Below are 12,386 nucleotides of genomic sequence, written 5' to 3'. Positions count from 1 at the left end.
CCGACCATATTTGTGACCAGGCGGGATTAGTCTTGCGGACTCGTTTTATCGCCGGAGCTCAGCAGGTCGCTTAACTTTTGGTTTTTACTGTACTCGGAAGGTAAAATCCCGAATTCCTGTTTAAAGTGCTTGGTGAAGTTTTTAGGATTGTTGTATCCGACTTCATAGGCGGCCTGGGCCACATTCATGCCTTTTTGCAGGAACTCGGCTGCCTTTTTGATTCTGAGGGTCCGGATAAACTCAATAGGCGTTTTGCCGGTAATGGCGACCAGCTTTTTATATAAGGTTACCCGGCTGACAAACAGGGCCTGACTTAAGTGTTCTACGGAGAAGTCGCTGTCTTCCATGGACGCTTCAACGGCCTGTTTTGCTGCCTGCAGGAACTGCTCCTGCTGGCTATCTATCGCTGAGTGTGTGGGCTGGATATCTATTTTGGCCGGTGTCTCTTTTCTGGTCTGCTTGGCTTGTTGCAATAAATTAAGGATTCTTGCCTGCAGCACCTCAAAATTAAAAGGCTTGGTCATGTAGTCGTTCGCCCCTTGTTTAAGCCCCTCCACCTGCTGCTCCTGGCTGGCTTTGGCTGATAACAGGATGACCGGGATGGCAGCTGTTCTGGGATCCTTTTTAATCTTACGGCAGAGCTGCAGTCCGTCCAGTTCCTCCATCATTATATCACTGACGACCAGGTCGGGCCTGGACTGTAAACAGCGTTCCCAGCCTTTTTGACCGTTAGAAGCTTCCAGAATATTAAACTGCACACTCAGGTTGTCTTTCAGGTAAAACCTGAAATCTTCATGATCCTCGACCAGCAGGATCGTTTTTTTGCGGCCATCCAGCCTGAATGTCTCCCGGGGCAGCTCAGAAGATCTGTCGGCGCTCAGGGCTTCAATATGTATTTTTTCCGTTTTCGATTCCTTTATCCGGTCGGCTGCGGCATTTGCGGCTGTTTGCTCCTTTCTTTGTGGCAAACTCACAGGGTCTGTGGCAGCAGTGTGGATGCTCTCTTGATCTGCGGCTGTTAAAGCCGTGGTGGTGAGAGTGGCGGGTTGCGGTGTCTTTTCGGCCTGATCTGCGGCGCTTAATAATGGCAGCCACACCGTAAAACAGCTGCCCTGCCCTTCTTTGCTGGAAACCTCTATTTTACCGCCATGCAGCCGGACAAATTCCTGGGTTATGGATAGACCGATGCCGCTGCCGGCGTTCACCATCTGATAGGGTAGGTCATGCTGGAAAAAACGCTCAAATATCTGATGGAGCTTATCTTCCGGGATCCCGATGCCATTATCGGTAATGCTTATTTTAAGCCAGTCGCAGGGACCCGCTCCTTCCGGCCGGGCAGGATCTGCAGGGGGAGATGCTTGGGTCATCAAAAGAGTTATTTTCCCTTTTTCCTGGGTAAATTTAAAAGCGTTGGATAGCAGGTTAAATAAGATCCTTTCCAGCTTGTCCGGATCAAAACGGGCTTTCAGGTCCTGGATTTCACTGATAATCGTAAAGTCAATATTTTTCTTTTCGGCGATATCGGTAAAAGAGATGGCGGTCTCTTTTACGAAGTCCACAATATCTCCCGTCCTTGGGTGGAGTTGTATCTCCTGGACCTCCATTTTACGAAAATCCAGTAACTGGCTGACCAGGTGCAGCAGCCTTTTGGCATTACGGCGCACCATATCCAGCTGGTTTTTAAGCCCGGGTTCCCTTACCTCGGTCATGATTTTATCCAGGGGCGCCAGTATCAAACTCAAAGGTGTTCTGAACTCATGGCTGATATTGGTCAGAAACCTGATTTTCAGCATATCCATATCATGGGTGTGGCTGGCCTGCTGGCGCTGCTGCTCCAGTTCAAAACGCATCCTTGCCCTATAGAGCAGGATGCTTCTGGCCAGATATAACAGCGCTGCCAGTGCCAGCAGATAAATCAGGTAAGCCCAGGAGGTCTTCCAGTAGGGAGGAAGGATGCTGAGCTGCATGGTGGCCGGAACCTTATTCCAGATGCCGTCCTGATTGCAGCTTCTGACTTCCAGCGTATAATCCCCCGGGTTCAGGTTGGTATAGGTGGCCCTGTTGTCCGCACTCTTTTCAATTAATATCCACTCGTCGTTAAAGCCTTTTAGCCGGTAAGCGTATTTAATACGGGGTGAATGACCATAGCCGAGCGCCATAAAAGATAAAGAGAAATCACTGGCACCGTAAGGTAGTGTCAAATGACTGGTCCAGGAAGCGGCCTGATATAAAATCACCCGGCCACCGTATTTCTCTGCTATGGCAGCAGGCTTGCCGCCGATCTGCAGTTCTGTAAAGACAATGGGTGCCGTATGATAATCAATACTCACAGAGTCCGGGTTAAACAGATTAAAGCCGCCGGCACCCCCAAAAATCAATAAGCCGGACCTGGTTTTAAAAGCAGATTTTTCATTGAATTCCCGTCCCTGCAACCCGTCGGATTCATCAAATTTACGAAAAGCGGAAGGTCTTATGCTGTCATTAAAGGAATCGGGCGGGTCAAAACGGATCAGCCCGCTGGGGCTGCTCATCCATAAATAGCCGTTTTTATCCTCTAAAATGGTCAACACCGTATTGTCCGGAAGTCCGTCCCTGGTGGTATATCTTCTGATTTGCCGGGTGGCCGGATCCACGCAGTTAAGTCCTTCTCTGGTGCCCACCCAGACATAACCTTTCTCATCTTCATATATAGCGTTGATGTTATCGTTGCTAAGGGTATGTTTGTCCCTGGGAGTACTGCCCAGATGCGTGGCTGTCAGGCTGCCCGCCGGATAGATGTCTATGCCTGCGGCTGTCCCGGCCCAGAGGTCTCCGTTTTTGAGCTGATCCATGATCAGCACATATTTTATGCCGTCAAGCCCTGGCTTACCGGGCGCATAAGTCGTGAACTTTCCGGTGACGGGATCCAGCTTTTGTAAACCGCCGCCCAGGGTGGCAATCCAGATACCGCCGTTTTTATCTTCCACAATATCCCAGACCCTGTCATCGCTTAAACTTTCCGGCTCTCCCATCTGGTGCCTGAAATGGGTAAAATGACCGTTTTCAAAAAGATCCAGGCCACCGTAATAGGTACCAATCCAGAGCCGGTGGTGACTGTCATAACAAAGACCTACAATCACATCCGCACAGAGGCTTGCCGGGTCAGCAGGGTTATGGGTATAACGGGTAAAGGTAGAGTCCTTTCTGTTGTAATAAATCAGGCCGCCGCCGTTGGTGCCGATCCATAGGTTGCCGAGCTCGTCTTCCTGAAACCGGTTAACATCTTCATAGGGAAGGGTTCTGTCCGGGTGGGTGGCATTGGGGTCATGGCTATATAAAGGAAACCGGTCCATTCTTTCATTATAATAACAGATACCTTTTTTATAGGTGCCTACCCAGATCAGCCCGTTATCGTCTTTATATAAATCATAGACACAGTTCTGTGCCAGGGACTTCTGGTTCTCCGGGTTATTCATCAGATAACGCACGGTACCTTTTTGCTGATTGATAATATTGACGCCGCCGTGATCGGTGCCTACCCAGATATTGCCCTGGTCGTCTTCTGTCAGTGCATTAATAATATTGTTGTTCAGGGCGGCCCCGGTCCGGCTGAGGCTGCCCTGCTGATAAATAGTAAAGGTGGAATCTCCCGCCACCAGATTATATAATGGGCCGGGCACTCCGTCATTATAAATCCAGATACTGCCACGGCTATCAGAAAAAATGCGGTAAGGCTGCGTGCCCTGGCCGGCATTTTTAGTAAAGGACCGGGCAGCGCCCGCTGGCAGCCGGCCACCCCGCTGCCAGTGACGGGTAGCGGTATTATATTGCAGCAGTACGCCAGATTGGGAGATGACCCATAGATTACCCTTGCTGTCTATGGCGGCGTCGGCTGTCAGAAAGCCCGCCGCCGCGCCGAACCACTGCACCTCAGGCAGTGGGCTAAGGGCTCCCGGCATCTGATAAATGGCTACGCCTTTATCCGGATAAATAAACAGATACTTGGTGGCTGAGATTTGTTTAATCTGGGTAACGACGCCTGCCGGCAGTCCCAGCGTTTGTAAAAAGGCGTTCTCATTATGGGCAAAAGTCATCTCCCGGGGATCAAAAATATCACTGACCGATCTTGATTTGATCCATAGTTTGCCTCCCGGCAGATTGAAAAGATCCTCTATGTAGTTGTCCGACAGTGTTGTGCTGTCACTGCTATTATGGCCAAAACTGATAAAATGTTTCCCGTCATAACGACTCAGTCCTGAAGGTGTGCCCATCCAGACAAACCCCTTGGTGTCTTTTATAATACAGTTGACCTGATTATGGATAAGCCCGTCTCCGATATCCAGATGCGTAAAACTAAGCTGACGCTGCAGCGCTAAACAGCTGATACTTTCCAGAAGAACACAACCAGTGAGTAAAAAACGCCATTTACGCCTTGCCAGCACCATTTTTTATTTTTGTTTAGGATTGAATTAAAAGGAGCTGTTAAAAATAGTTCTTTTTTTGATAATCCTTTAGTCCTTCCCGGCGCCGGCTCCGGGCAACCGGTTCGGTTAAAAGCTGCGCTAAAAGCTAAAAACGGCCATTTTTGATTTATCTTCGCTGCTAATAACACAGAGAAAGACGAATTCATGTCAGAAAAGAACTTTATTGATTATATCCGTGTCTTTTGCCACAGTGGCAAGGGCGGCAGAGGCATAACGCATTTTATGCGGACAAAATTTAATGCCAAGGCGGGCCCTGATGGTGGTGACGGAGGCCGGGGAGGTCATGTAATTCTAAAAGGCAACAAACAGTTATGGACCCTTTTACACCTGCGGTATTTTAAAAACGTAGTCGCCGAGGATGGTGAAAACGGGATGAAAAATAACTGTACCGGTAAATTTGGGAAAGATGTGATTATTGAAGTGCCTTTGGGCACGATTGCCAGAGATGAGCTGACCGGAGAAATCGAAGCAGAGATTTTAGAAGACGGCCAGGAGATTATCTGGCTGAAAGGAGGCCGTGGCGGTCTGGGTAACCAGCATTTTGCCACACCTACCAATCAGGTACCTGAGCACTCCCAGCCCGGAGAGGAAGGGGTGGAAGGCTATAAGCTATTGGAGTTAAAGGTCCTGGCTGACGTCGGACTCGTTGGCTTTCCCAATGCGGGAAAATCAACCTTGCTGTCCGTTGTCAGTGCGGCTAAACCCAAAATCGCCAATTATGCCTTTACCACTTTAATACCCAACCTGGGGATGGTGGAGTACCGGGACGGCAAATCTTTTTGCATGGCAGATTTACCCGGTATCATCGAAGGCGCATCTGAAGGCAAGGGGCTGGGACACCGGTTTTTAAGACATATTGAACGCAATGCGGTCCTGCTGTTTTTAATACCTGCCGACAGTGAGGATCACGGCAAAGAGTTTAAAGTATTGTATAATGAACTGGAAGAGTATAATCCGGAACTCCTGCAAAAAGACATGCTGATTGCCATCAGTAAATCCGACATGCTGGATGAGGAACTGAAAACGGAGATTGCAGCAGAGCTTCCGACAGATCTGCCGCATATCTTTATCTCTTCAGTTACCGGCCAGGGCATCCTGCAGCTGAAAGATCAGCTTTGGGCCAAGCTGAACCAAACGGAGAAATAATAGCAGGGACGAACCAGGGAGCTATTTGCCATAACCCGGGTGCCGCCGCTGATCAGTTTACTTTTCTTTGGTACTACAGGTCCAGGGGGGTAAAAACATTTAAGTAATAACTATGTTTGGCGTAACGATATTAGGAAACAATTCTGCTGTACCGGCCCATGACCGGCACCCGACCGCACAGGCTGTTACCATTGCGGGTGAAGTCTTACTGCTGGATTGCGGGGAGGGAACACAGCTGCAGATTAAAAACTACTTTGTCAAACGTAGCCGGATTACCCGCATCTTTATCTCCCATTTACACGGAGATCATTATTTTGGCCTGATAGGCCTGATCAGTTCCATGGCCCTGATCAACCGCGCTACGCCATTGCATTTGTATGCCCCTGCGCCCTTAAAGGAGCTGATCGATCTGCAGCTCAGTATCTCCGACAGTGTTTTACCTTATGAACTTATTTTTCATCCGCTGAGTGGAGCAGAAACGCTGGTTACGACGGCTAAATACAAAGTAGAGGTTTTCCCGGTAGAACACAGAATAGAATGCTATGGTTTTCTGATCAGAGAAAACCATGCACCCCGGAAGATCGATCCTCAGAAAACCAGAGAATATGAGATCCCGCATGCTTACTTTGAAAAACTGCAATGGGGAGCTGACTATCAGACCAAGGATGGAAGGCTGCTAACTAATGAGATGCTGACGCTGCCCGGTAAAAACAATGCCAGTTATGCCTACTGCGCCGATACCTTATACACGGACAGCTTTTTACCATATATTCAGAATGTGGATTTGCTCTATCATGAGTCTACTTACCTGGATGATTTTGAACTGCAGGCAAAAGACCGGTTTCATTCCACTGCCAGACAGGCGGCCATGATTGCAGAGAAGGCTAGTGCCGGACATCTGCTGCTGGGTCATTTCAGCAGTAAGTTTAAATATGTGGAGGCGTTTGAGGCCGAGGCCAGAGAAGTCTTTCCCTATACCGATCTGAGCCAGGAAGGCGTTACCTATCTGGTGTAAGCGTAAACGCTGACAGGCGTTGAAAAAAGCGGCTGGCAGCGGTAATATTGAAAAACAAAGCCATTCATTTAATTATTTATTTACGGGTACACCCAAAAAAGTGCAGTATGGACATAGCAATAATTAAGTACACTGAACACCGTTTTTATTTGTAAACAGTTCCTGGTTCAGCCGCCAACTGCAACCGCCGGATTTGAAACGTAAGCGGAGGGAATGGCCACGGTAAAACCAGGGAGGATTTGTAAGCACGCACATTATTTTTTTCCCTACTTTTAGGGTCAGCAAGCGTATTAACTAAGAAAAGAAAAACAGGTTCTTCCCATGAAATATTGGAATAAACTTTCCAGCGCCCAGCAGGATCTCATTATAACAGAAGCGCTCAGGCAGAATGTCAATTATCAGGACGGAGGCTCTCTGGGTGTTCCTGCCTCGGTACTCGATGATAAGGTCTTCTATGGTCAGGCCAGTTTTTTAAAGGATTCGCCCTGGCTGAGGCTCTATGTCCAAAACCCCAATCATATCGGTTGTCATACCCTGGGTGATTCAGAGCCTTTCTTTAAAGGAACCCAGGCCCTGGAAACGGAAGTCATCCGTTTACTCAGCGAAGATTTATTAGCAGCGGCAGCGGACAGCACGGATGGGTATATTGCGGCCGGAGGGACGGAGGCTAACTTGCAGGCCATCTGGATTTACCGTAATTACTTTCAAAAGGAATATGGTGCCGACTGCGCCCAGATCGCCGTGATCTCATCAGCTGACGCACATTATTCCATGGTAAAGGGAGCCGGGATCTTCGGGCTTACGTACTACAGCGTTCCGGTGGATTTTCAGACGCGGCTCATAGATGAGTCTGCCCTGGAAAAGATGATTGAAAAAGCATCTGAGGCAGGCATCCGTTACTTTATTGTGGTGGCCAATATGGCCACTACCATGTTTGGCAGTATAGATGACCCGGGGGTATATACCAGGCGCCTTCAGGCGGCAGGCCTGCCCTTTAAACTGCATGTGGACGCCGCCTTCGGCGGATTTATCTATCCCATGACGGCCAGTCAAAGTCAGCTGGATTTTTCTAACCCCGATATCAGTTCCATTACCCTTGATGCCCATAAGATGTTACAGGCGCCTTATGGCACCGGCGTTTTTTTAGTCAGAAAAAACCTGATGGGGTATGTTTATACTGAACAGGCAGCCTATGTAAACGGGATGGATTTGACGCTGTCCGGCAGCCGCTCCGGCGCGAATGCCGTGGCTGTCTGGATGATTTTAAAAACCTATGGCTATTACGGCTGGCAGGAAAAGATAAAAATGCTGCTGGACAGAACAAACTGGCTCTGTCAGGAGCTGACCCGTAGGCAGATCCGGTTTTACCGGCATCCGGACATGAATATTGTTACGATAAACAGTGAGGACCTGGATCCCCGCACCGCTGAGAAATATTACCTGGTCCCGGATCAGCATACCGGCCCGGCGGACTGGTTTAAGATCGTTGTGATGGATCATGTGGATAGGCCAAGACTTTTACAATTCCTTTCAGATATAGACCGCTGATCAATACAGCAGAGAAATCCAGTTAAAAATTACAGCTCCCGGTCTTTAAGGGGCTAAATCTTTAATTTAACGCAGCCCGCTGGTTGAAATACAAAAACAATAGTTAGTTTTGTGCAGGCATTCTCTGTCAGGACAGACCTGCTTCAGGTTCAATAATATACTAACTATAAATAATCAGTCATTTATATATGGCAAACGAGGCGATATCGGTTTTTGATATGTTTAAGATTGGGGTAGGGCCATCCAGTTCCCATACATTAGGCCCCTGGAAGGCTGCCTTAAAGGTGCTGGAAGATTTAAAAGAGCAGGACCTGACCGGTCAGGTAACGCATATTGAAGTGCTTTTATATGGGTCACTTGCCAAAACCGGGCATGGACATGGTACGGATATCGCTGTCAAAATGGGCCTGCTGGGAGAAGATCCCGAGACCACGGATGTAGGTCTGATCACAGAGAAAATGGACCAGCTGGCCCGGGAGAAAAAGCTGGCACTCGCAGGCAGTCATTATATTGATTTTGATCCTAAAACGGATATTTCCTTTTTATTCAGTGAATCTTTACCCTTTCATCCCAACGCGCTCACCTTTTTGATTCAGTTTGAAACGGCAGAGGCCATCAGTGAAACCTGGTATTCCATCGGGGGCGGTTTTGTGGTCAAAGAGGGACAAAAAGGCCCGGATGCCAGTCAGCTGGTGGAGCTTCCTTTCCCGATTCAGGATGCCAAAGACCTGGTATTCTGGTGCATGAAAACCGGTATGTCCATTCACGACGTGGTACTGGAAAATGAATCCGCCTGGCGCCCGGAAGAAGAAACCAAGGCCGGCGTACTGCATATCTGGGAGACCATGAAAGCCTGTATATACAGAGGTTGTCATCACCAGGGCGTGCTGCCCGGAGGCCTGAACGTTAAACGAAGAGCTTTCGAACTCAATAAAAGGCTGACCAAAAAACAAACCTATGAGGGCTTTGACCAGTGGCTGGCCATTGTCAGGCAATCAAAAGGAAATTTTAATGAGATCCTGGACTGGCTCAGTTGTTTTGCCCTGGCGGTGAATGAAGAAAATGCGGCTTTCGGCCGCGTCGTAACGGCGCCTACCAACGGCGCAGCCGGGGTTATCCCTGCCGTTTTATGCTATTATATCGCTTTTTGCGAGGATGTGGACGACGAAAAGATCATTCAGTTTTTACTCACCGCTTCAGAAATCGGCAGCATCTTTAAAAAGGGCGCCACCATCTCTGCGGCGATGGGCGGCTGTCAGGCAGAGATAGGCGTCTCTTCAGCCATGGCAGCGGCGGCGCTTGCCGAAGCGCTGGGCGGAACGCAGAAACAAAGTATGATGGCAGCAGAAATCGCCATGGAACATCATCTGGGACTCACCTGCGACCCTATCGGCGGGCTGGTGCAGATCCCCTGCATTGAAAGAAATACCATGGGTGCCATCAAAGCCATCACGGCCAGCCAGCTGGCACTGCAGAGCGGCCCGGATTATGCGAAAGTTTCCCTGGACAAGGTCGTAAAAACCATGTGGGATACGGCGCTGGATATGAACAGCAAGTATAAAGAGACCTCCGACGGCGGGCTGGCCGTGCATATTCCCTTAGGTTTAAGTGAATGTTAGCGGATAGTCGGTGTTTTCTGCCTTATATTTGCTAGGCAAATATTGATTCTCTTAAATCCAGCGATGAGACGCATCTATTTATTACTTATTGTTTTTATCGGGCTCACACTATGGGCCTGTACGAAATCATCCGTAACGGGCAACCAGTCCCCGACCAGGATCAGGCTGATTAATGCCATGCCGGCCAAAAGTTTTGACCTGGTGTTAAACAGCGAGACCCTGCAGGATAATATCCCCTATGATTCCGCGACACCGTTTTTAAACGGACCTGCCGGTTTTTATAAATTACTAATCCATGAAAACGGCAGTACGGATACGCTGATCAATGGCAATCAGTATCTGCAGGCGGGAGAAAAATATTCCCTGTTTTTAATTCCGGATAGCAGTAACCGGGTAGATGGCGTAAAGCTCTCGGTGGTTACCGATAATGAAACCGCGCCTTTATATGACTCTGCCAAGTTCCGCTTTTTTAATTTTGCCCCCGATACGACGTCCGTGTCCGTTGTGCGTCTGAAAAGAAAGGGTATCTCCACCAGTTATGATACCATTTTCCCCTATCTGGGTATTGGCAGGACCTATCTGGATAATAGCCTGAACAGTACGCTGGGGCAATATAAATCCATCTATACAGATCCTTTCCAGGCGGAGTATTTGTTTTTATTTTTAAAGACCAACGACCCGGGCGTGATTATTGACTCCTTTTCCATGCCTGTGGAGAAAGGTAAGTTCTATACCTGTTATTATGAAGGCTATGACAGCCTGAATACCGGAGACTATATGCGTAAGCCGGTCGTGATTGTTTCTGAACAATAAAGACCGTCAGCAGCCTCCGGTTTTGTCTGATTTCTGACAAAGATTGGCGGCCCGGAAGCGTAAATAATGTATATCTTTGCACCAATCATCAATAAGCAAATAAAAAACTATGCAACTTTCTTCTTTACTGGACCGGTTTGCAGAGCCGGAAACCCTAAAAATGGCCAAACTGGGTCGCGAACTCAGGGCGCAGGGAATCGATGTCATTGATCTGAGTCTTGGAGAGCCGGATTTTGACACGCCTGCACATGTTAAAGAGGCGGCTATTAAAGCCATCCAGGATAACTGGAGCCATTATACGCCGGTACCGGGTTTTCTGGACTTAAGAGAAGCCGTGGTGACTAAATTAAAAAGAGATAATAATCTGAGTTATGAACCGACGCAGATTGTTGCTTCTACCGGAGCCAAACAAAGTCTGGCCAATGCTATTTTAGCCATTACTGATGATAATGATGAAGTCATTATTCCCACACCTTACTGGGTTACCTACTCCGAACTGGTGAAGTTCGCCAGAGGCAAAGTGGTGGAAGTGCGCACTTCTCCTGAAAGCGGATTTAAAATTTCTGCTGAGCAGTTAAAGGCAGCCATTACGCCAAAAACAAAAGCCTTTTTATTCTCTTCTCCCTGTAATCCTTCCGGGGCTGTATACAGCAAAGAAGAGTTAACGGCGCTGGCTGAAGTATTTCGTCAGCATCCGGATATCTTTATTATCTCCGATGAGATATATGAGTATATTAATTATGTCGGTGAGCATCAGAGCATCGCGCAGTTCGATGATTTAAAGGACCGTGTGATTATCGTCAACGGCTTAAGTAAAGGCTTTGCCATGACTGGCTGGCGTCTGGGGTATACGGCCTCTAATACCACCGTTGCCAAAGCCATGGAGAAAATCCAGGGACAGACCACCTCCGGAACCTGCTCTATTACACAGCGGGCTGCCATTGCCGCTTTAACAGGTGATTTACAGCCATCTAAAGATATGGCTGCAGAATTTACCCGTCGTAAAAAACGTGTCCTGGAGCTGGTTGGTGAAATCCCGGGGCTGAGCTGTTCAGAGCCTGAGGGTGCTTTTTATATCTTCCCGGATGTCCATGCGTTCTATGGTAAATCCGACGGCCAGGTAACGATCAAGGATTCTGCTGATTTTTCCATGTATTTACTAAATACCGCGCATGTGTCCTCCGTAATGGGGGCAGCCTTTGGAGAGCCCGATTGTGTTCGCTTCTCCTTTGCCAACAGTATTGAAAATATTGAAAAAGGCTGGGCCCGGATCAAAGACGCGTTAGCGAAACTTAAATAATTAAAACCTGCAGCCGGGCCGTACAAAATAATTTTTAGGGGACCCGCTACATTATTTTTAAATTTCCTGTACGTTTGTGCAATTAAAAATCAATTATTATGAATTTTCCATCTGAATTAAAGTACACAAAAGACCATGAATGGATTAAAGCCCTGGAAGGTAATCAGGCGCTGGTAGGTATTACTGAATTTGCCCAGAGCGAACTAGGTGATATAGTATTTGTAGATATTAATTCTGTAGGGGATAGCCTGAAAGCGGATGAGGTATTCGGAACAGTGGAAGCGGTGAAAACTGTCAGTGATTTATTTATACCGGTTAATGGTAAAGTGCTGGAAGTGAACCCTGAGTTGGAAAATCAGCCTGAACTGGTGAATACTGATCCTTATGAAAAAGGCTGGATGGTAAAAATTGAACTGGAAAACCCGGCTGATTTGGAAGGGCTGCTGGACAGCGCCGCCTATCAGAACCTGGTCTCCTAGCAA

General features: G+C 48.0%; 8 protein-coding genes. 7 read left to right on the top strand and 1 reads right to left on the bottom strand.

Going from position 1 to position 12,386, the window contains the following annotated elements; translation table 11 throughout:
* Nucleotides 1-26: 26 nt before the first annotated feature.
* Nucleotides 27-4,424, bottom strand: a complete 4,398-nt coding sequence (locus BLU80_RS00215) for a hybrid sensor histidine kinase/response regulator transcription factor (RefSeq protein ID WP_091391950.1) — start codon at nt 4,422-4,424, stop codon at nt 27-29.
* A gap of 183 nt (nt 4,425-4,607) precedes the next feature.
* Between BLU80_RS00215 and obgE the strand changes: the two genes are divergently transcribed.
* The 7 genes from obgE (at nt 4,608) to gcvH (ending at nt 12,383) form a co-directional block, all read left to right on the top strand.
* The gene (obgE, locus tag BLU80_RS00210; protein ID WP_091391948.1) at nt 4,608-5,609 is read left to right on the top strand and encodes a GTPase ObgE; all 1,002 of its coding nucleotides are present in this window, start codon (nt 4,608-4,610) and stop codon (nt 5,607-5,609) included.
* 112 nt (nt 5,610-5,721) lie between these two features.
* A complete protein-coding gene (locus tag BLU80_RS00205; protein ID WP_091391946.1) occupies nt 5,722-6,624 on the top strand; it encodes a ribonuclease Z in 903 nt (300 codons plus the stop codon).
* Nucleotides 6,625-6,945: 321 nt separating this feature from the next.
* Entirely contained in the window at nt 6,946-8,172 is a 1,227-nt protein-coding gene (locus BLU80_RS00200) for a pyridoxal phosphate-dependent decarboxylase family protein (protein ID WP_091391944.1), read from the top strand.
* A 188-nt stretch (nt 8,173-8,360) separates the two neighbouring features.
* Nucleotides 8,361-9,791 (top strand): L-serine ammonia-lyase, encoded by a 1,431-nt coding sequence (locus BLU80_RS00195; RefSeq protein WP_091391942.1) that lies wholly within the window; start codon nt 8,361-8,363, stop codon nt 9,789-9,791.
* A gap of 63 nt (nt 9,792-9,854) precedes the next feature.
* The gene (locus BLU80_RS00190) at nt 9,855-10,604 is read left to right on the top strand and encodes a DUF4397 domain-containing protein (RefSeq protein WP_091391941.1); all 750 of its coding nucleotides are present in this window, start codon (nt 9,855-9,857) and stop codon (nt 10,602-10,604) included.
* Nucleotides 10,605-10,713: 109 nt separating this feature from the next.
* Nucleotides 10,714-11,904: a pyridoxal phosphate-dependent aminotransferase gene (locus tag BLU80_RS00185; protein WP_091391939.1), complete on the top strand. Its 1,191-nt coding sequence runs from the start codon at nt 10,714-10,716 to the stop codon at nt 11,902-11,904.
* Nucleotides 11,905-12,002: 98 nt separating this feature from the next.
* Nucleotides 12,003-12,383 (top strand): glycine cleavage system protein GcvH, encoded by a 381-nt coding sequence (gene gcvH / locus BLU80_RS00180; protein WP_091391937.1) that lies wholly within the window; start codon nt 12,003-12,005, stop codon nt 12,381-12,383.
* The last annotated feature ends 3 nt before the right edge of the window (nt 12,384-12,386 follow it).

It is taken from the genome of Arachidicoccus rhizosphaerae (assembly GCF_900107765.1).
Lineage (GTDB): Bacteria > Bacteroidota > Bacteroidia > Chitinophagales > Chitinophagaceae > Arachidicoccus > Arachidicoccus rhizosphaerae.
The sequence above is the reverse complement of the archived record's forward strand: the minus strand, read 5'-3'. Positions and strand labels throughout refer to the sequence as shown.

Bases quoted from the DNA above. Each gene is read 5' to 3' on its own strand.
- obgE (WP_091391948.1), top strand. From the start codon at position 4,608: ATGTCAGAAAAGAACTTTATTGATTATATCCGTGTCTTTTGCCACAGT.
- BLU80_RS00200 (WP_091391944.1), top strand. From the start codon at position 6,946: ATGAAATATTGGAATAAACTTTCCAGCGCCCAGCAGGATCTCATTATA.
- BLU80_RS00190 (WP_091391941.1), top strand. From the start codon at position 9,855: ATGAGACGCATCTATTTATTACTTATTGTTTTTATCGGGCTCACACTA.
- BLU80_RS00215 (WP_091391950.1), bottom strand. From the start codon at position 4,424: ATGGTGCTGGCAAGGCGTAAATGGCGTTTTTTACTCACTGGTTGTGTT.
- BLU80_RS00195 (WP_091391942.1), top strand. From the start codon at position 8,361: ATGGCAAACGAGGCGATATCGGTTTTTGATATGTTTAAGATTGGGGTA.
- BLU80_RS00185 (WP_091391939.1), top strand. From the start codon at position 10,714: ATGCAACTTTCTTCTTTACTGGACCGGTTTGCAGAGCCGGAAACCCTA.
- BLU80_RS00205 (WP_091391946.1), top strand. From the start codon at position 5,722: ATGTTTGGCGTAACGATATTAGGAAACAATTCTGCTGTACCGGCCCAT.
- gcvH (WP_091391937.1), top strand. From the start codon at position 12,003: ATGAATTTTCCATCTGAATTAAAGTACACAAAAGACCATGAATGGATT.